This is a genomic window from Phyllobacterium sp. GQ127, from assembly GCF_059758635.1.
Genome location: NZ_JCAXDZ010000001.1, coordinates 1,485,449 through 1,503,653, shown reverse-complemented (window position 1 = coordinate 1,503,653; position 18,205 = coordinate 1,485,449). Strand labels below are relative to the sequence as shown.

Below are 18,205 nucleotides of genomic sequence, written 5' to 3'. Positions count from 1 at the left end.
AGCTTATAGCTTTGTCAGCCATTCATGCTCGGCAGCATTGTGGAATTTCCACGTGCGCTTTGGACCGGCCATCACATTGAGATAATAGAGGTCATAGCCGTGGCAGGCCGCGCAGGGATGGTATCCTTTGGGCACCATGACCACGTCGCCATCCTCAATCGCCATGGCTTCATCAAGCGAGCGATCATCCGTATAGACACGCTGGAACCCAAAACCTTGCGGCGGGTTAAAGCGATGGTAGTAGGTTTCTTCCAGATAGGATTCGGCTGGAAGATTATCCTGATCATGTTTATGCGGAGGATAGCTGGAAGTATGTCCTCCCGGCGTAATCACCTCAACCACCAGAAGTGAGTCCGCAGGCTCGTTTTCAGGAAGAATATTGGTGACATAGCGGGTATTGGTGCCTTTGCCGCGCGTTTCCTGACCAAGGTCATCCGGCGATATCACGCGCACAGGTAGCCCGCCATCGAGGCTAGGTGCGGAGCAGACGGCAAGTTCGACGCCAGTCTCGGCTGAAATGGACCAATCCGAACCTTCAGGCAGGTAGACAGACCATGGCTTGCCATCAAATGGCGACATGCGTTTGCCGAGAAGGCCAAGGTCTTCGCCATTGGCAGTTACCTTGCCCTTGCCGGTTACAAAAACGAGGCAGACCTCTTTGTCCTCGGTTTTTCCACACAATGACTGCCCGGCTTCCAGCCGGTGCAGGTCAAAGCCTACATAAGTCCAACCAGCACTTTCAGGTGTGATATTGGCAATATGGCCAATACCATCCACGGCCTTGATTAAAAGTTTCGACATGGATCATTCCTTCTCGGCATTAACGTCCGCCGGCGGCACTGGTTCCGACGCGTCGTAGACGATGATGAATTGCCAAACGCCATAGCCTGCGAAGCCTAGTGCGATGATGCCCCAGAATGGTGTTCCCGTGGCAAATTCGAAAATTGCCCAAGCAACGCAGAACGCCACGACGGCAATTCTGCGCCACAGGGGACGGAAGAATGGATGGTTGGAGTCTTTAGTCACGCAAGCCCTGCTTCCTTTATGAAGCGGCTTAGATTGGCATGCCCAAGCTTGGAATAGGTTGCCGGATCAGCTTTCGTCGGATCCTGCTCAGCTTCGACAACCACCCAGCCGCTATAGCCTTTGAGTTCCTTAAGTACTCGAACATAGTCGATCATACCGTCGCCGGGAACAGTGTAAACACCGGCGAGAACGCTATCAAGGAATGACCAGTCTTCGCGGTTTGATGCCCACATGACGTCTTCGCGAATATCCTTGCAATGGACATGGCCGATGCGTGCTTTGTAATGCCGTGCCAGACGCGCCGGATCTCCGCCACCCCAAGTCGCATGCCCCGTGTCGAGCAGAAGATTTACCGCATCGCCAGTGACTTCCATGAAGCGGTCAATCTCGGATTCCGTCTGAACGACAGTACCCATATGGTGGTGATAGACCAGTTGCAGGCCATAGGTTTGCTTAATGGCTTGTGCCAAGCGGGTATAGCGCTCGCCGAAGACTTTCCAGGCCGATTTCAGCAAGACGGGGCGGGCGGAAAGTGGCAGCTCCTTATTGGAATGGATGGCATTTGATGTTTCCGCTGCAATCAGAACGGTGCAGCCCATGTCTTTCAACAATGTGGCGTGATCTTTAACAGCTTCAAGTTCCGCATCCACATCGCGGACCAGCAACTCGGTTGAATACCATCCGCTGACAAGGCTGTGCCCATAAGCGTCGAGAATAGGGCGCAATTTTTCGGCAGTGCGCGGAAATTTATTGCCAAGTTCCATGCCGGTAAATCCGGCTGCCTTTGCCTGCTCAAGACAGGTTTCCAGTGGAATATCGCCACCGATTTCCAGCATGTCGTCATTCGACCAGCCGATTGGGTTCGCCCCGATACGGATCATTCTTCAGTTCCTTTGGTTAGCGGTAAACAGCTTAGTCACCGACGCGCTGTAATTTCAATTTTTGTTCATATTCCTTGCGTGCCGCAGTGACCTGGCTGCGCTGGCTTACCTCCGGCACCGCCACATCCCACCAGGTGCCGCCTTCTTCCGTCGAAATCAGTGGGTCGGTATCAATGACAATAACTGTTGTGCGATCGTTGTCTTTTGCCCTTGCAAGCGCTGTTTCCAGCTCAGCAATTGAAGCGACTTTTTCTGAGATTGCACCGAGGCTACGGGCATGAGCAGCGAAATCGATATCGGGCAAGACTTCGTGCTTCGAATCCTTCAGAAGATTATTGAAGTTGGCCCCACCCGTTCCCATTTGCAGCCGGTTGATGCAGCCATAGCCGCGATTGTCGAGCAGCACGACGGTGATACGCTGACCCAGCATGACGGAGGTGGCAAGTTCCGAATTCAACATCAGATAGGAGCCATCGCCAATCATCACAACGACTTCATCGTCAGGCTTGGCCATCTTCGCACCCAGCCCGCCAGCAATCTCGTAGCCCATGCAAGAAAAGCCATATTCAGCATGGTAGGAGCCGGGAGCACCTGCCTGCCATAATTTGTGCATTTCGCCCGGCAGTCCGCCTGCAGCATGAAGGACCGTTGCCTCAGCGCCAAATGTACGTTGCACGGCACCGATAACCTGTGCATCCGAAGGCAGCGAAGCATTGGTAGGGCCGGTAACCTTTGCAGCGGCTTTTTGCCATTCGGCTTTTCCGGACTTTGCATTTTCTGTCCAGCTTGCAGGCGCCTTATATCCCTGCAAAGCGGCCGTGAGCTCCAGCAATCCTTCTTTCGCATCAGCAACCAGTGGCAGCGCCCGATGTTTTGCAGCATCAAAGGTCTGGACGTTAAGGCCGATGAAAGTCTTGGCAGAATTCTGGAAGAGTGACCACGAACCCGTCGTAAAGTCCTGCAAGCGTGTACCCACCGCAATGATCAGGTCGGCCTCTTGTGCCAGCCGGTTTGCAGCAGAAGTGCCGGTTACCCCGACAGCTGCCATGTTGAGTGGATGGCTATCGGGCAGCGAAGACTTGCCGCCTTGCGTTTCACAGACAGGGATACCCGCAGCCTCGACAAAATCAGCAAGTTCCTTTGAAGCTTGCGAAAAAATGACACCGCCACCGGCAATGACCAAAGGCTTTTTGGCGGATTGCAAGGCTGCAACAGCGGCTGAAAGCTCATTACGGTCAGGACGCGGGCGTCGAAGTGACCAGACGCGCTTATCGAAAAAGCTCTCCGGATAATCGTAAGCTTCCGCCTGCACATCCTGACAGAGAGCCAGAGTGACCGGGCCGCACTCCGCCGGATCGGTCAGCACTGTCATGGCGCGGGCGAGGGCGGGAATAATCTGTTCAGGGCGCGTGATACGATCGAAGTAACGAGACACAGGCCTGAAGCAGTCATTGGCGGAAATGGTGCCGTCGGCAAAGGATTCGACCTGTTGCAGAACCGGGTCGGGAATACGGTTTGCAAAAACATCACCGGGAAGCAGGAGGAGGGGCAGGCGATTGACATGGGCAAGGGCGGCGGCGGTGACCATATTGGTTGCGCCAGGTCCCACCGAACTCGTTACGGCCATCATACGCTGGCGGAAACTCGCCTTGGCAAAGGCGATTGCGGCATGGGCCATCGCTTGTTCATTATGCGCGCGATAGGTCGGCAGTTCATCGCGGACTTGATAGAGTGCCTCCCCAATACCAGCCACGTTGCCATGGCCGAAAATCGCCCAGACACCGCCGAAAATCGGCATTTCCTTGCCGTCTATCGTGGTCATCTGTGCCGCGAGAAAGCGTGTCAGTGCCTGCGCCATTGTCAGACGTACTGTATTGCTCATATCAATCTCCTCCCCGGTCCTATTCTCCGTATAACGGATGGAAAACCGGCTCCACTATTCGTAATTATCTAGTTCGACAATATATCGCGACTGGACAGCCATGCCTTGGTCAATTTCTCGAAACGACCAGCCATATCACCAACCGCTTCCTCGTCGGAAAGTTTACCCGAAAGCCAAGCTTCCGCAGCCTCCATGAAGAGTGTCCGGCCCACAGCAAAGCCCTTCACGATAGGAGCCTTGGCGGTGGCGGCGAAAGCTGCCTCCAACTCATCTTGCGGTGCTTCCAAACCAAGCAATACAACACCGCGGCACCAAGGATCATTTTTTTCAACGATCTGCTCGATATTTTTCCAAGCCGTTGCCGAGGCCTGCGGCTCAAGCTTCCACCAGTCGGGCTTGATGCCGAGTGCGTAAAGCTCTTCCAGTGCGCGTGGAATAGTGTTGTCATCCAGAATGCCGTGTTTTCCCGCGATAATCTCGATCAGCAATTCCCGGCCCACTTTGCGTGCTGCCTCAAAAAGCGTGCGCAATTTTTGCTGCTGTTCAAGCTTGAGGTCAGCAGGGTCGTCGGGGTGATAAAAGCACAAGCACTTTATGCAATGATCGACTGGCCACTCAACAAGCTGGGAGCCAATATCCTGCGAGAACTCAAACCGTAGCGGACGGGAACCTGGCAGTTCTACCGGACGTCCAAGCCAGTCAAAACTATGGCGTGCAAATTCGAACATGGCTTCACGACCGAACTTCTCATCCAGCAGCATTCCATATCCACCACGACCATCGGCAACTTTTGCAGCGGCTTTGACCGCCAATTCCTTGAATTCACCGATCTTTGATGTATTCGCACCCAGCTTTTGACAAAGATCTTCAAGCTGGACCCTGTGATCAATGGCGAAGGTCATCATTGAAGGAATTTCGCGCCGACGCGTTGTTGCCCAATGGATATGGTTGATGGCCTCGTCCTTGCGCAGAGCATGATGCTTGCTGCCATGTTCGAGGAAATATTGCAGCTCTGCGAAGGTTGGTATTTCCGGTGAGCAAAGCAAGCGCGAAACGGCAAATGCGCCGCAGGCATTTGCCCATGTTGCGGCAGTTGCCAGAGACTCGCCGCCGAGCCATCCGCGCAGCAGGCCGGACATGAAGGCGTCACCCGCTCCAAGGACGTTGAACACTTCGATAGGAAAGCCCTTGCCGACAATGCCATCTTCGAGATCGTCGGAGATGGGTCCCTCGTAAACAATGCAACCCATGGGTCCGCGTTTGAGGACAATCGTTCCTTTTGATAGAGCGCGAATGGTCTTGAGAGCGCTCAGAAGGTCATCTTCCCCGGAAGCGATCAAAACTTCTTCTTCGGTGCCAACAATCAAATCGCAATCAGGCAATACGGTTTTAAGGTGGTTGGAAACGGCATCAGATGCGATATAGCGGCTGTCGCCATCACCATGACCGGCAAGGCCCCAAAGGTTAGGACGATAGTCGATATCGAACACGACTTTTCCGCCAGCTTCTTTCATCAGGCGAATGGCTTTGCGCTGTGCAGCGTCCGGCTTTGGTTTAGAGAAATGCGTGCCTGTGACAACGACCGCGCGGGCTGAAGCGATGAAATCCGCGTCAATATCGCTTTCTTCCAATGCCATGTCGGCACAGTCTTCGCGATAGAAAATCAGTGGGAAGCTTTTATCATTCTCCACAGACAGAATAACCAGTGCAGAAAGACGCTGCGGGTCAGTAATAACGCCCGTTGTCGCGACGCCTTCCCGTACCATTTGTTCGCGGATAAAACGGCCCATCTGCTCATCACCGACACGGGAGAGCAGGGCAGAACGCAAACCAAGCCGCGCAGTGCCAATGGCAATGTTGGCCGGGCAGCCACCCACTGATTTTGCAAACGACGTGATGTCTTCGAGACGTGAGCCGATTTGCTGGCCGTAAAGATCAACTGACGAGCGCCCAATGGTTATGACATCAAGCGGCTTGCCAAGGGGCTTGGCGCTATCAGTTCTATCCATGTCGTTCTCCCGATATTCTGATTAAGTGTCCCATTTCGGACAGCAGGTTCTCGTCTATATGAAATAATAATTCTATCAAATCGTCAACATGGAATGTATATTCTTTTTAGGTTTTTGACATTCACAGTTTGCGGCGCCGTTCGGCAACGCTGACGGTCAAAGCCATGGCAAGCGCCATTGTGCCGGACAGTGAGCGGAAGCCTGAGAAATCGCCTTCCGCCGCCTCGAACCAGACTTTTGCCGACTGAGCGAGCGGCGAAAATGCGCTGTCAGTGATTGCAACGACAGGAACGTTGCGAGCAGCGAGCGTGGCGGCATGCTCAATTGTGGCTGATGCGTAAGGAGAAAAGCTGATGGCAATGGCTGCATCTGCCGGTGTTGCAAATGACAAAATCTCAGGATCAATCCCGGCTGTTGATTCAATCAACTGATTGCGAATTTTCAATTTGCCGAAGGCGTAGGCCATATAGGCGGTAATTGGATATGAACGTCGGCGGGCGAGAAGAAAGATGGTCTCGGCACCCGCCAGAATATCGACTGCCCGGTCCAGTACATCATCTTCGAGCTGCCGGGAGATCGTCTCCACAGATTGGCTGGCCGCAGCCAGAAACCCGTTGAGAATTGCGCGATTTTGGGAAAGACCATCCGTATTTCCATGCAGTGCGGAAAGGCGCTCTTCATAAGAGATTTGCCGCTCGCGCAGACGTTCGCGAAAAACAGATTGCAGGCTGGTGAAACCATCGAATCCGAGGTGCTGAGCAAACCGGATAAGGGTTGAAGGTTGCACGCCTGCCGTATTGGCTATGCTGGCGGCGGTACCAAAGGCAATCTCGTCGGGATTGCTGAGGGCATAGGCTGCGATCTGGGCCAAACGTTTCGGCAGGATATCTCGCCGCTCCAGGATGAGATTGCGCAATGCATCGAAGTCCCGCGGCAACTCCGCTCCATTGTCCATAGTACCCATCCGAATCATTGCCCCAATGACTACATCTTACAAAGCAAAATATTTATATCAAAGTGGATCAGTTATTCCATTTTCATCTGTTATAGATTATTTCATTCGTTATTCGCAAGCGCTGGAGAAGAGTCGATGCTGGGTGTTGGGCTGATCGGAACAGGTTTTATGGGCAAATGCCACGCTCTGGCGTGGAATTCGGTACGCGCCGTCTTTGGCGACGGCCCCGACATTTCCCTGGTTCATCTTGGCGAAGCCAATGAAAATCTTGCGGTAGAACGTGCAAGCGAGTTCGGTTTTCGAAGGGCATCCGGTGATTGGCGCGAAGTCATCAACGATCCACAGGTTGATGTTGTATCGCTTACAACGCCGAACCAGTTCCACCCTGAAATGGCAATTGCAGCTCTTAGGGCTGGCAAACATGTCTGGTGCGAGAAGCCGATGGCACCTGGCTTTGCAGAGGCAGAAGCAATGGCTGCTGCTGCAGCTCAGTCCGGAAAAGTAGCTGCGCTTGGATATAATTATACGCAAGGGCCAGCGATCCGTCATATCCGCAAGCTTCTGGATGAGAAGATTATCGGCGAGGTAAATCACCTGCGCATTGAAATGGATGAGGATTTCATGGCCGATCCTGATGCGCTTTTCTACTGGAAGCATGAAGCGACCTCGGGCTATGGGGCGCTTGACGATTTCGCCGTACATCCTTTGTCACTGTTGTTCACACTGTTCGGGCGCGTGTCGCGAGTGATGTGCGACATGGCGAAACCCTATGCGAGCCGCAAGACCCGAGATGGCACCAGCCGGGCTGTCGAAACCTATGACAGTGCCAGCGTTTTGATGCATATGGAAAACGGCGTGGCAGGTACATTGCAGGTGAACCGTTCTGCATGGGGACGCAAGGGCCGCATCGCGTTGCAGATATTCGGTTCAAAGGGCTCCATCCTGTTTGATCAGGAGCGCGCCAATGAATTTCAGCTCTATGTGACATCGGATCGCCCTACAGAGCAGGGCTATCGCACCATTTTAACGGCACCGCATCACGAGCCCTATGGCCGGTTCATTCCAGCGCCGGGCCATGGGCTTGGTTTCAACGATCTAAAAATCATTGAATGCCATGAGCTGATCAAGCGTATCGAAGGCCAAGCGGCGCATCTGATCGAGTTTGCAGATGGCCTGGAAATCGAGCGCACCGTTCATGCCATGGCTCGCTCTTTCAAGGATCAGCGCTGGGTGGATGTCAGGTAGCTATTTCTACCATCTGAGAAAGAAACGCCCGGCCAAGGCACCGATGAGGCCGGGTATCAATACGCCGAGCGTATACCAGACAGCGACAAACGGCATGGCGCTTTCCGTGCAGTGGAAAGAATAGATAACCGAGCCTATCGCGCCCGCTGCAATGCCGGCCGCAGCCCCCGCCATGGTGAGGCGAGTGGGTGCCATACCACGCAAAACCCAGAATGCGCCGATCAGCAGTGGCATGGACAGTACAACAATATTGAATGTGCATACGGCCAGCGATTTGCCGGTCAGCATCGTCATGTGCGCTTCGGGCGGTGCCATGGCGAATATTCCCGCAGCCAATATTCCGAATGCAAACAGTGCGACTGCCATCAAGACAAGATTGATGATGATGCTGCCAAGTGGATAAGCGATCCGCTTGACTGCCCATGCACCGATAACGGCGAGAAGAAGCGTATATGCGAGCTTTCCCCAGAAGGGCATTGTGGCAGAAGCTTCCATGAGATCTGGCCGCATGCCCAACCACCAGACCATCAAAAGCCAGGATGCGGCAAAGCCCAAGCCAAGACCTATGGCAAGCCGCTTGGCGACGCTGCTGCGCTGTATAGGCTTCAGATCGCGCGTGAGACGTGCAATCAAGTCATCCGTTGCCATGTGCACGTCCTTTCAATTTTGCGGCAATCGCCTTGATGCCTCTATGTATACCAACCTTCACCGCTGATTCCGAAAGTCCGGTGCTCGTCGCGACCTCTGCTATTGATTGCCCTTCAATTTTTGTACGGTAAATCAACTCCCGTGATTTCTCCGGGACTGACTGTAACAGGCTTTCCACATCTATCCGGTCTGCAGTTGCATCGGAATAATCCGCCGGTATCAAATCTTCAGCATTATCCAAAGGTATAGTTGCGCGAATTTTGTTGCGGCGGAAATGATCTATCAATTTATATCGCGCGATGGCGTGCAGCCAGGCGGTGAACGGGCGATCGGTTTCGTAGGTTGCCCGTTTGGTATGCAGCGCCATCAACGTCTCCTGCACGAGATCGTCAGCGTCCCCCTTATGGGCTTCAGAGAGCCGTCGCAAAAAATAAGAACGCAAATGCTTTGCCACGTCATTCAGAAGAATGGCGTAGCTGCGCGCATCACCTGCAAGACTAGCAAGCATCAGTTCTTTCAGTCGCGTTTCGACAGAATGCACTCCGGTTTAATTCCTTATTCGCAGCGGTGGCAGAAAGGTTACAGCATGAGGTGCAAGATGGCGGAACGTCAATGAGCGACACGCAAATTGGGTGCAAATGTTGGAATCAGACCACCCGCCCATCACCAATCCGTGATCCTCGTAACCAATTTCCTGTCCGATCCGTATTGCTTCATGTCACTGGCGACAACGCGCCGAAGCAATGTGGGTGTCAGAGGCACTCGAAACTTATGGGCACGTTTATCGTATCTGAATTAACTCAAGGAGAATGACCATGAACGTTTTCACACGTAGTATAGTCCTTTCGGCTTTCGCACTTACCGCTGGTTTGGCCAGTGTGAATCTGGCCGCTGCTGAAGATGCCATGAAGGCACAACCGGTGAAAAAGCAGGATGCGATGAAACATGACGCAATGAAACCAGATGCAATGAAAGCCGACCCGATGAAGGGCGATGCGATGAAAGCGGATGCCATGAAGCCGGACGCCATGAAAAAAGACGCGATGAAGGGCGATGCCATGAAGCCTGTCAAGAAAAAGCCGGATGCAATGGCTCCAGCAGCCAATTAGCATTGGCAAAGGTTATAATTGTGATCTCTCCTCGAAATTGGGGAGGGATACACAGTTGGAATAGATGCGATAATGGGCCGGTGGAGGCTTAAAATGACAAGTGTAACGACTGGCACTGCATTGAAGGAAAAGCCAAAAAGAGCTGTGGTCTACCGCCATTCCCTGGCGGTGCGGATTACCCATTGGCTGAATGTTTTGTGCCTTAGCTTCCTTTTGATGAGCGGTTTGCAAATATTCAACGCCCATCCGCATCTTTACTGGGGGCAATATGGTGCCGATGCTCTGCCTGATCCGGCATTTGTTTCCATCGAGGCATATCCCGATGGGGACAGCATGAAAGGCGTGACCAGCATTGGGTCCTTTCAGTTTACAACAACTGGAGTGCTTGGCGCATCGAAGGTTGATGGAGAATTAACCCCGCGCGCCTTTCCGGCGTGGGCGACAATCCCAAGCTATCAGGATCTCGCCACGGGACGACGCTGGCATTTCTTTTTTGCCTGGTTCTTCGTCATTAACGGGTTCGTTTATATGCTTTACGGGCTTGTCTCCCGGCATTTTCGCCGCGATCTGCTGCCGACGAAAGTTGAGTTGACCCCCAGGCATCTCGCTCACGAGGTTGCTGAGCACGCACGTCTGCGTTTTCCAAAGGGTGAGAAAGCTCGCCGCTACAACTCTTTGCAGAAGCTTGCCTATATCGGGGTAGGTTTCATCTTGTTGCCACTGATGGTGCTGACGGGCCTCACCATGTCTCCCGGCTTCAATGCAATTTTTCCTTGGTTGCTGGATGTATTTGGCGGTCGTCAGTCGGCACGAACAATTCATTTCATCACGGCCTCGCTGATCATTGTCTTCGTATTCATACACATTGCCATGGTTCTCTTATCCGGCGTCTGGAACAATATGCGCTCAATGATTACCGGCTATTACGCTTTAAAGCCTGAAGCAGATAAGGAGATAACCAAATGAGTATTGATCTCACACGGCGTCGTTTCCTGATTGGTTCAGGCATTGCAGCCACAGGCATTTTGACGGGTTGTGATGCGCTGGTTCAAAGCCCAAGCGTCAATGCCGTTCTTGAGAAAGGTGAGTGGCTTTCAATGAACGCTCAGCGTCTGCTTTTGGGCAACCAGCAGCTGGCTCGTGAATATAGCGAGGCGGATTTATCACCTGTATTCAAGGCAAATGGAACGCAAATGCCTGAGACAGATGTCTATAAGCAGCTTGTTGATAGTAATTTTGCCAATTGGCGACTTCAGGTTGGTGGCATGGTCAAGACGGCCAAGAGCTTCTCCATGGCGGATTTGAAAGCCATGCCGTCGCGCACACAAATTACCCGCCATGATTGCGTCGAGGGCTGGAGCGCGATCGGCAAATGGACCGGCGTCCCGCTCGGACTGGTTTTGGAACAGGTTGGTCTTGCGCCCGGAGCACGTTATGCGGTGTTCTATTGTGCAGACGATTATGAGCAATCACTTGACGGCAGCGGTCTTTACTATGAAAGCATTGATCTGGTGGATGCCTGGCATCCGCAAACAATCCTTTCCTATGGTATGAACGGCAAAGATCTGGAGATCGCCCATGGCGCGCCCTTGCGCCTGCGGGTTGAGCGGCAGATCGGATATAAACATGCCAAATATCTGATGCGAATTGAGCTTGTCGACAGTTTCAAGAACATCGGTTCCGGCAAAGGCGGCTTCTGGGAAGATCGGGGATATGAATGGTACGCCGGTATTTGAGTGTGCCCCTCCAAAAAGTAGGCGCTGGTCTTTGCCATATTCGGATCATCTGACATAAGAGGCGACACAATCCGCTAAAGAGAGATTTTTCGTGTCCGCAACTTTCGTCTTCGATAAAACTTATGCAGCCTTCCTCTTTGACATGGATGGCACGATTCTCAACTCCACCGTTGCTGCAGAGCGCGTCTGGAGCAAATGGGCAGAGTCTCACGGGCTTGATGTGGCGGCATTCATGCCAACCATGCATGGCGTGCGGGCGATTGATACTATTCGCCGTTTGGGATTGCCTGGTGTTGATCCTGAGGTTGAAGCTGCCAAGATAACGGAAGATGAAATAAACGACGTAGCTGGCGTGATGGCGCTGCCGGGAGCGGCGGCTTTCTTGGAAAGCCTGCCACCTGAAAAATGGGCGATTGTGACGTCCTCGCCGCTTGAGCTGGCAAAACGGCGCCTTGCCGCGGCGGGAATTCCCGTGCCGCGCACATTGGTGACAGCTGAAGACGTCAAGATCGGTAAGCCAAACCCGGATTGCTATCTGTTGGGCGCACGCAAACTGGGCTTTGACGCTTCAGATTGTCTCGTCTTTGAGGACGCTATTCCCGGTATTCTGGCTGGAGATGCCGCCAAAGCTGATGTTATGGTGATTACGGCAACCCATAAACATCCCGTCGAAACGACACACACGACAATAGCGGATTATGAGAACGTGGTTGCGCAGATTGATCTGAACGGAAGACTATCTGTTGTTAAAAGCAATTGATCGGCAGAACATTATTGGCTTTGCCGAGCAAACGCAAAATTGATCAATCTCCCCCACACAATTTGCGGCTCGTCCTTTTAATCCCTGCAGCTCTTCCCCATATGTAGCGCGAACGTCACGTGACGCATATTGAGGAGATTTGCATGCCGCTCGTACTATTCAAGCTGAGTTGGGCCACCCTTAGCAGGATTGCCGCGATACTCGTTATTGGACTGGCTGTAAGCTTTAGCGCAGTCTATGAGGCTGATGCACGTCGTGGCGGCGGCGGATTTGGTAGCCGTGGCTCCCGAACATTCGATGCGCCCGCACCGACACGCACCGCGCCGACCAACGCAGCGCCTATTGAACGTACAATGACACCCCGCCAGCAGACTCAGCCCGGTGCAGCTCAGACGCAGGCTACGCAGCAGCGCCCTGGCGGTTTGTTCGGCGGAATGGGCCGCTCGTTGATCGGAGGCCTCTTGGTTGGCGGCCTTATCGGAGCATTTCTCGGAAACGGGTTTGGCGGAATGGCGGGGTTATTCGGCATGCTGATCCAGATTGCTCTGGTCGTCGGCGTGGTGATGCTGGCTCTACGCTTTTTCCGCTCTCGCCAGACATCTTCAATGGCTCCCGCTGGCGCTGCTGGTCAGGCGTTCGGTCGAAATGCATTTAACGACCAGCCAGCCTCGTCTTCGTCAATGCGCGTTCCAACAATTGGTTCAGGATCAAGACAAAACGATACGGCGAGCAACGGTTTTGGCTCGGGCAGTGCTGCCAGTAGTGCTGCAGGCAATGCTAAACAGCAGCCGGGAAAGCTGGTCCCAGAAGATGAAATTGGTCTGACCCAAAACGATCTTGATCGTTTTGAAGCCCTGCTGACTGAAGTGCAAACTGCGTATGGCAAAGAAGACTATGCAACCTTGCGCAAGATCACGACGCCGGAAGCCATGTCGTATCTTGCCGAGGAACTTGGTCAAAATGCCACCGATGGACTGCGTAACAGCGTGACCGATGTCAAGCTCGTCCAGAGCGACATTGCTGAAGCATGGGCCGAGGGTGACAGGGATTATGCGACAGCCGCGCTGCGCTATTCCAGCATTGATGCCATGCTCGACCGCAATACAGGGCGCGTGGTCAATGGCGATGAAGGCGTACCAAGCCAGACAACGGAAATTTGGACATTTGTGCGCGAGAGCGGCCAAGAATGGAAGCTTGCCGCCATTCAGGACGCGGCCTGATCAAATCTGAACGAAATGCGGCCCGGTTCCACTCTACGTGGACCGGGCCTTTTTTTGCCCAGCCCGACACGTCCCAAGCAAGATCATCTCGATAAGCCTTGCTTCTAGCTTTTTTGCAAAGCGAGATGTGCGCCAAGGCCCACAAGAATGGCGCCACCAGCACGTTGCATGAGCTTTTGAGCGCGGCTCGAGCGTTGCAATCGGCTGAGCATTGCACCCGCAAGAAACACGCACAAAAGATCTGCGGACGAAAACACCATGTTGACGATTGTTCCAAGGAGAACGAACTGCACCCAGACAGGAAATGCAGCAGAGGGATCGATAAATTGAGGCAGGAACGCAAGAAAGAAAATTGCCGTTTTTGGATTGAGGACCTCAACGGTTATGCTTTCGAGAAAGGCGCGCTTGCCAGACTTTTGTTCAATGGGAGCCGACGCGATTTCTCTGTGTGTTTTGGTGCGGAAAAGTGAAATTCCCAGCCAGATCAAATATATTGCGCCAGCAAATTTAACCACCATGTAGATCAGGGGAACGGCGTGAAAAAGCACGGAAAGGCCCGCTGCTGCCGCGATGACATGAATATATCCGCCAAGATGAATCCCGAGCGATGCCATAAGCCCTGACCAGCGGCCACGGGCTATTGTTTGCGCAGCCGCGTAAAGCATTGCCGGGCCGGGGATAAAAGCAAAGACGGCAGTGGTTACCAGAAAAGCAATTAAAGTATCCAGAGGAGGCATGATCAAAGTCCTTTAGGAGGAATATTTATGGAATCGAATCGGCTTGCAATGATAGTCAGACAAATGTCTTGTTTCTGATCTCTAAAGCTGACGAGAACACCAGGAAAGAAAAATTTGTGATCACCAGATTGATAAATAGATTTCGAGCTTCGTCATCAGCCCATCGGGCAATGCTCGTTCATTTTCCTGACAGCAAGGAAGCGGCAATTCGTGCCGCAAGCACCAAGCAAAGCAATAATTTGGTTGTGGCCTTTTACACGCGGGATTCATTTTACGAGCGGGAAGCTCAACGCATGTCGGCCTCGGCAATCCGGCTGGGGTTATCCGTGGCTATGACGGCGGTGGACAGTGCCGGGAGCTGGGTGCGGAACGCTTCCATGAAAGCGGAGTTTTTGTTCAACGAACGTCGCGCAAGACGAGGTCCTTTGCTTTATGTCGACGTCGATGCTGTATTTCACCGCGATCCATGGCCAGCCCTGGAAGAATATATGGGAGATGTTGCGGTACATTATGATCCGCGTGTCAAAAAGCTGATCGCAGCAACCATTCTGATCAATGATACGCCGGCGGCTTTGATTCTGATGGAGATGTGGAAGGATCGTTGCAATGCCAATCCAGATATCTGGGATCAGGTAGTATTGGAGCAAATCATAGCAGAAGATGCCGCTGCAGATGCTCCGCAATTCGACGTCCGGCATATTCCAGTGGCTTTTTGTTGGATATTTGATCGTTTGTCGAATGTTCCGGTAGACGCAGTTTACATAGAGCAGCTTCAGGCAAGTCGTGAGGCGCGCAACAAGCCCAGATGGTTTGGCTTTGTCGGCAAACGCCTCCAACGTCGCAGAGATCGCGTAGAGATGATTGACCGTATTTTGATGCAAGAAAAAGACTCGGATCGAACCAAGTCATAGGGTCCGGACCCTAAGGCTCTAATTCGGCAAAATGCGCACTTTGTAGCGGCCAACTTTTGGCGATGTTCCCATTATCTTCAATTCGCTATTCTCAAACTTGATAATGGATGTAGTCATGCGGAATTCCGTATGAACGAAGACTGGATTGAGTTGACCGGCTTCACTGAAGCGAATCGCCGAGACATCATCATCGCGAAAGCTGATATGGACCCGCGTTTGTTCATCTACATTTCTATCGCTGCGAAATGAAACCAACGCATCAAAACGGCAACGTTGCCCGCGATCAATGTTAATGCCCGACTCCTCGATGAAATTGGTCAATGCCTCCCAGTTCGCATCTTCGTCAATCTGTTCCGGTTCGGTCGGTTCCATCGGGAGCTTTCATTGCTTTCAGCATGTCGTCAGTTATTTATACATCAAATCGCGGTTGTGGCGCGATGCTTGAATTTTCAATCGTGAAAGGGCTCTACAAAGGCGCGCTCACCCATCATGAATGCGTCTGCCACATGACGTAACGGGGCGATGTCGACATCGGATTTGCCATTCTTTACCAGATCGGCAAAGCGCCGGTAAAGCTCAGGATATTCGGCTTCTTCCGGCAAGGAAACAGCCTTGCCGCCAATGGTAAGCTTCGACCCTCCATCAATCAGGATCATCTGGCCAGCAGATGTTTCGGCTATGATATCCCATGTCTGCTTGCCAGTTTGTCGCCAGTCGAATTCTGCGTGAACAGGTGTCCCAATAGCACTGGTCATTTTCAGATCGGCAGCAATCGGCGCTTGCCGGTTCTCTGGAAATTCCAGTGTCGCGCTTCTGATGAATACCGGGTTTGGCATGATATGGGTAAGGATCGACAGGGCATTAATGCCCGGATCAAAAACGCCAAGGCCGCCAGCCTGCCAGATCCAGTCCTGGTTAGGGTGCCAATGCCGGACATCCTCCTTCCAGACGATGTGAACACTTTGGATCGTATTGGAGCCAAGGAAGGATTTCGCTGCTTCGACACCGGGAGCATAACGGGAGTGCCAACTGGCAAAGAGCGAAACGCCTTTTTCATTTGCCAAAGATGCCAGGCTCTCAACTTCGCTCAACGTCGCCCCCGGCGGCTTCTCAAGAAAGACGTGCTTGCCCGCTAGAATGGCTTCGTAAGCGGCGTCATAACGAAACTGCGGCGGCATGCATAAAGACACAGCGTCGATAGTCGGGACGGCCTCGAACATGGCCTTCATGGTGGTAAAATTGGGGATGCCGTCTACAGTGCCGTTGCGGCTTGCTGCGGCCACCAGCGTGAAGTCAGCATTTCTCTCTATGGAAGGCAGGTGTTGATCCCGGGCAATTTTGCCAACGCCGACGATTGCCAGATTGATTGGGGGCATAGCGACGTTCCTCTTTTTCCGTCATCGCATCAAGCGATTGAAGTGCACTGATTTTTCAGCAGAGGTAATGCGGAAATCGCGCAGCGGCAAGTGGGGCACGCGATAAACTGTGTATCAACGGCATGGTGCTCAACACCCACATGGGTGAGTTCAATCTTGCACTTGGAAGAAAATTGGAGTCCTGTCCGATATTGAGTTGAATCAGTTATGCGAGAAACAGAATGTCCTTCCAGAAAATCGACGATCATGGCCGCAAGCTCGAAGCGCTTGAGCATGCGCTGGCAATTCTGGGGGCCGATGAGGCCACGCACATGGCCGTCGGAGGTGGCGAAAAACGTGCCGAAGCAATGGCAGCGCTTGCGGGAATGTATCACAGACAAGCAACAGCTCCAGAAATTGCCGATTGGATTGCTGATGCTGAAGCGCAAACGCTGGGTGATGAACAGCTTGCCGCCGTGCGTGAGTTCCGGCGCCATTATACAAATCTGACTTGCCTGCCTGTTGAGTTTGTCGAGCGTCAGACAAATGCGCGGATGCGCTGTGAACAATTATGGCGGGACCTGCGGGCAAAAAACGATTGGGCTGGTTTTGTGCCCGCGCTCGACGGCGTTATTGCACTGGCCCGTGAGGAGGCGGCTCTGCGTGCACAGGCGTTAGGACTTACGCCTTATGACGCAATGATCGAGCAACATGATCCGGGTGCCCGTACCGCCACGATTGGCCCGGTTTTCTCGGAGTTGAAAAATTTCCTGAAAGATTTTGTTTCCGAGGCATTGGCTGTTCAGGAGGAGAGGGCGGCCAAACGCCCCGTAAAAGCTTTGTCCGGAGTTTATCCCGTCGAAAAACAGCGAGAGCTCGGACTGGCAATCATGGCGGCAACCGGCTTTGATTTGGCGCACGGAAGTCTTTCAGTTTCACATCATCCGTTTTGTGGCGGCGTGCCAAGCGATGTGCGTATCACCACGCGTTATAAGACAAGCGAATTCCTTTCAGCGCTCATGGGCGTCCTGCACGAGACAGGTCATGCGCTTTACGAGCAGAATCTACCGAAAGAATGGTCGCATTGGCCGCTCGGCAGAGCACGGGGAATGGCAATGCATGAGAGTCAAAGCCTTTTCGTGGAGAAACAGATAGGCCGCAATCCGGCATTTTGGCGCTGGGCGCTCCCGGTTATTGCCCAACATCTGAATGAGACATGGTCTTTGGAAGACATCCTTCCGCACGTGCATCATGTAGGGCGCGGGTTGATCCGCGTCGATGCGGACGAAGTGACTTATCCGCTTCACGTTATCCTGCGATATGAGCTGGAAGAAGAGATTATCGCGGGCAAACTGCAAACCATAGATCTTCCGGAAGCGTGGGACGCGAAAATGCGTGAATATCTGGGTCTGTCCACGATTGATACACCGGGGGATGGCCCGATGCAGGATGTGCATTGGCCCGCGGGTGCTTTTGGTTATTTCCCCTCATACACGCTCGGCGCAATGATGGCAGCACAGCAATGGGCCGCGCTGATACGCGACTACCCGACAGCGAACAACGATCTTGCGGAAGGCAACTTCACGAAGATCAATGATTGGCGACGTGAGAAAATCTGGTCGCAAGGCTCACGCTGGTCCACGCCGGAGCTGCTTGAGCGGGCTACTGGTGAAAAGTTGGATGCCAGCCACTTCATAGGGCATCTGCGCAGCAGATATGGGGCTGCCTGAA

19 protein-coding genes are annotated in these 18,205 nt (G+C 53.1%); 8 read left to right on the top strand and 11 right to left on the bottom strand.

What is annotated here, in order from left to right; translation table 11 throughout:
- Window positions 1-3: 3 nt before the first annotated feature.
- From iolB to AC6CHM_RS07635, 6 genes are all read right to left on the bottom strand, one after another.
- On the bottom strand, window positions 4-801 hold the full coding sequence (iolB, locus tag AC6CHM_RS07660) for a 5-deoxy-glucuronate isomerase (protein ID WP_498172550.1): 798 nt from the start codon (window positions 799-801) through the stop codon (window positions 4-6).
- A 3-nt stretch (window positions 802-804) separates the two neighbouring features.
- Window positions 805-1,026 carry a DUF3329 domain-containing protein gene (locus tag AC6CHM_RS07655; protein ID WP_115052319.1) on the bottom strand — a complete coding sequence of 74 codons (222 nt, stop codon included), beginning with the start codon at window positions 1,024-1,026 and terminating at the stop codon, window positions 805-807.
- A complete protein-coding gene (gene iolE, locus AC6CHM_RS07650; protein ID WP_498172549.1) occupies window positions 1,023-1,907 on the bottom strand; it encodes a myo-inosose-2 dehydratase in 885 nt (294 codons plus the stop codon). The genes AC6CHM_RS07655 and iolE overlap by 4 nt, the downstream gene beginning before the upstream one ends.
- 31 nt (window positions 1,908-1,938) lie before the next feature.
- Window positions 1,939-3,789, bottom strand: a complete 1,851-nt coding sequence (gene iolD / locus AC6CHM_RS07645; protein ID WP_440805351.1) for a 3D-(3,5/4)-trihydroxycyclohexane-1,2-dione acylhydrolase (decyclizing) — start codon at window positions 3,787-3,789, stop codon at window positions 1,939-1,941.
- A gap of 68 nt (window positions 3,790-3,857) precedes the next feature.
- Window positions 3,858-5,798, bottom strand: a complete 1,941-nt coding sequence (locus AC6CHM_RS07640) for a bifunctional 5-dehydro-2-deoxygluconokinase/5-dehydro-2-deoxyphosphogluconate aldolase (protein WP_337354430.1) — start codon at window positions 5,796-5,798, stop codon at window positions 3,858-3,860.
- A gap of 121 nt (window positions 5,799-5,919) precedes the next feature.
- Window positions 5,920-6,762: a MurR/RpiR family transcriptional regulator gene (locus tag AC6CHM_RS07635; protein WP_115052323.1), complete on the bottom strand. Its 843-nt coding sequence runs from the start codon at window positions 6,760-6,762 to the stop codon at window positions 5,920-5,922.
- Between the two features lie 126 nt (window positions 6,763-6,888).
- Between AC6CHM_RS07635 and AC6CHM_RS07630 the strand changes: the two genes are divergently transcribed.
- The gene (locus tag AC6CHM_RS07630; protein ID WP_115052324.1) at window positions 6,889-7,998 is read left to right on the top strand and encodes a Gfo/Idh/MocA family protein; all 1,110 of its coding nucleotides are present in this window, start codon (window positions 6,889-6,891) and stop codon (window positions 7,996-7,998) included.
- Between the two features lie 6 nt (window positions 7,999-8,004).
- Here the strand turns inward: AC6CHM_RS07630 and AC6CHM_RS07625 are convergent, their stop codons facing one another.
- Together AC6CHM_RS07625 and AC6CHM_RS07620 are read right to left on the bottom strand one after the other, a co-directional pair.
- Window positions 8,005-8,646 (bottom strand): NrsF family protein, encoded by a 642-nt coding sequence (locus AC6CHM_RS07625; protein ID WP_115052325.1) that lies wholly within the window; start codon window positions 8,644-8,646, stop codon window positions 8,005-8,007.
- Entirely contained in the window at window positions 8,633-9,187 is a 555-nt protein-coding gene (locus tag AC6CHM_RS07620) for a sigma-70 family RNA polymerase sigma factor (protein WP_115052326.1), read from the bottom strand. Before AC6CHM_RS07620 ends, AC6CHM_RS07625 begins: the two co-directional genes overlap by 14 nt.
- Window positions 9,188-9,461: 274 nt before the next feature.
- Between AC6CHM_RS07620 and AC6CHM_RS07615 the strand changes: the two genes are divergently transcribed.
- The 5 genes from AC6CHM_RS07615 (at window position 9,462) to AC6CHM_RS07595 (ending at window position 13,471) form a co-directional block, all read left to right on the top strand.
- Window positions 9,462-9,755 carry a pentapeptide MXKDX repeat protein gene (locus AC6CHM_RS07615; protein WP_336439661.1) on the top strand — a complete coding sequence of 98 codons (294 nt, stop codon included), beginning with the start codon at window positions 9,462-9,464 and terminating at the stop codon, window positions 9,753-9,755.
- A 93-nt stretch (window positions 9,756-9,848) separates the two neighbouring features.
- The gene (locus AC6CHM_RS07610; protein WP_307279747.1) at window positions 9,849-10,721 is read left to right on the top strand and encodes a cytochrome b/b6 domain-containing protein; all 873 of its coding nucleotides are present in this window, start codon (window positions 9,849-9,851) and stop codon (window positions 10,719-10,721) included.
- A complete protein-coding gene (locus AC6CHM_RS07605; RefSeq protein WP_307279745.1) occupies window positions 10,718-11,491 on the top strand; it encodes a molybdopterin-binding protein in 774 nt (257 codons plus the stop codon). Before AC6CHM_RS07610 ends, AC6CHM_RS07605 begins: the two co-directional genes overlap by 4 nt.
- A 91-nt stretch (window positions 11,492-11,582) precedes the next feature.
- A complete protein-coding gene (locus tag AC6CHM_RS07600) occupies window positions 11,583-12,251 on the top strand; it encodes an HAD family hydrolase (RefSeq protein ID WP_498172547.1) in 669 nt (222 codons plus the stop codon).
- Between the two features lie 143 nt (window positions 12,252-12,394).
- On the top strand, window positions 12,395-13,471 hold the full coding sequence (locus AC6CHM_RS07595) for a Tim44 domain-containing protein (RefSeq protein WP_336439664.1): 1,077 nt from the start codon (window positions 12,395-12,397) through the stop codon (window positions 13,469-13,471).
- Between the two features lie 104 nt (window positions 13,472-13,575).
- Here the strand turns inward: AC6CHM_RS07595 and AC6CHM_RS07590 are convergent, their stop codons facing one another.
- Window positions 13,576-14,208 (bottom strand): LysE family translocator, encoded by a 633-nt coding sequence (locus AC6CHM_RS07590; RefSeq protein ID WP_115052332.1) that lies wholly within the window; start codon window positions 14,206-14,208, stop codon window positions 13,576-13,578.
- 170 nt (window positions 14,209-14,378) lie between these two features.
- On the opposite strand from AC6CHM_RS07590, the gene AC6CHM_RS07585 reads away from it, so the two are divergent.
- Window positions 14,379-15,119 (top strand): putative nucleotide-diphospho-sugar transferase, encoded by a 741-nt coding sequence (locus AC6CHM_RS07585; protein ID WP_115052333.1) that lies wholly within the window; start codon window positions 14,379-14,381, stop codon window positions 15,117-15,119.
- 18 nt (window positions 15,120-15,137) lie between these two features.
- Here the strand turns inward: AC6CHM_RS07585 and AC6CHM_RS07580 are convergent, their stop codons facing one another.
- Together AC6CHM_RS07580 and AC6CHM_RS07575 are read right to left on the bottom strand one after the other, a co-directional pair.
- The gene (locus tag AC6CHM_RS07580; RefSeq protein ID WP_115052334.1) at window positions 15,138-15,491 is read right to left on the bottom strand and encodes a hypothetical protein; all 354 of its coding nucleotides are present in this window, start codon (window positions 15,489-15,491) and stop codon (window positions 15,138-15,140) included.
- 77 nt (window positions 15,492-15,568) lie between these two features.
- Window positions 15,569-16,495 (bottom strand): Gfo/Idh/MocA family protein, encoded by a 927-nt coding sequence (locus tag AC6CHM_RS07575; RefSeq protein WP_307279734.1) that lies wholly within the window; start codon window positions 16,493-16,495, stop codon window positions 15,569-15,571.
- A 221-nt stretch (window positions 16,496-16,716) separates the two neighbouring features.
- Here AC6CHM_RS07575 and AC6CHM_RS07570 point away from each other — a divergent pair, with 221 nt between their 5' ends.
- Complete coding sequence (locus tag AC6CHM_RS07570; protein ID WP_307279731.1) at window positions 16,717-18,204, top strand: carboxypeptidase M32; 1,488 nt, start codon at window positions 16,717-16,719, stop codon at window positions 18,202-18,204.
- The last annotated feature ends 1 nt before the right edge of the window (window position 18,205 follow it).

What these genes read in the sequence shown, in the direction of transcription:
- AC6CHM_RS07635 (WP_115052323.1), bottom strand. Translation starts at nt 6,762, where the DNA reads ATGGGTACTATGGACAATGGAGCGGAGTTGCCGCGGGACTTCGATGCA.
- AC6CHM_RS07625 (WP_115052325.1), bottom strand. Translation starts at nt 8,646, where the DNA reads ATGGCAACGGATGACTTGATTGCACGTCTCACGCGCGATCTGAAGCCT.
- AC6CHM_RS07585 (WP_115052333.1), top strand. Translation starts at nt 14,379, where the DNA reads ATGCTCGTTCATTTTCCTGACAGCAAGGAAGCGGCAATTCGTGCCGCA.
- AC6CHM_RS07580 (WP_115052334.1), bottom strand. Translation starts at nt 15,491, where the DNA reads ATGGAACCGACCGAACCGGAACAGATTGACGAAGATGCGAACTGGGAG.
- iolE (WP_498172549.1), bottom strand. Translation starts at nt 1,907, where the DNA reads ATGATCCGTATCGGGGCGAACCCAATCGGCTGGTCGAATGACGACATG.
- AC6CHM_RS07610 (WP_307279747.1), top strand. Translation starts at nt 9,849, where the DNA reads ATGACAAGTGTAACGACTGGCACTGCATTGAAGGAAAAGCCAAAAAGA.
- iolD (WP_440805351.1), bottom strand. Translation starts at nt 3,789, where the DNA reads ATGAGCAATACAGTACGTCTGACAATGGCGCAGGCACTGACACGCTTT.
- AC6CHM_RS07640 (WP_337354430.1), bottom strand. Translation starts at nt 5,798, where the DNA reads ATGGATAGAACTGATAGCGCCAAGCCCCTTGGCAAGCCGCTTGATGTC.
- iolB (WP_498172550.1), bottom strand. Translation starts at nt 801, where the DNA reads ATGTCGAAACTTTTAATCAAGGCCGTGGATGGTATTGGCCATATTGCC.
- AC6CHM_RS07570 (WP_307279731.1), top strand. Translation starts at nt 16,717, where the DNA reads ATGTCCTTCCAGAAAATCGACGATCATGGCCGCAAGCTCGAAGCGCTT.
- AC6CHM_RS07605 (WP_307279745.1), top strand. Translation starts at nt 10,718, where the DNA reads ATGAGTATTGATCTCACACGGCGTCGTTTCCTGATTGGTTCAGGCATT.
- AC6CHM_RS07595 (WP_336439664.1), top strand. Translation starts at nt 12,395, where the DNA reads ATGCCGCTCGTACTATTCAAGCTGAGTTGGGCCACCCTTAGCAGGATT.
- AC6CHM_RS07575 (WP_307279734.1), bottom strand. Translation starts at nt 16,495, where the DNA reads ATGCCCCCAATCAATCTGGCAATCGTCGGCGTTGGCAAAATTGCCCGG.
- AC6CHM_RS07630 (WP_115052324.1), top strand. Translation starts at nt 6,889, where the DNA reads ATGCTGGGTGTTGGGCTGATCGGAACAGGTTTTATGGGCAAATGCCAC.
- AC6CHM_RS07590 (WP_115052332.1), bottom strand. Translation starts at nt 14,208, where the DNA reads ATGCCTCCTCTGGATACTTTAATTGCTTTTCTGGTAACCACTGCCGTC.
- AC6CHM_RS07615 (WP_336439661.1), top strand. Translation starts at nt 9,462, where the DNA reads ATGAACGTTTTCACACGTAGTATAGTCCTTTCGGCTTTCGCACTTACC.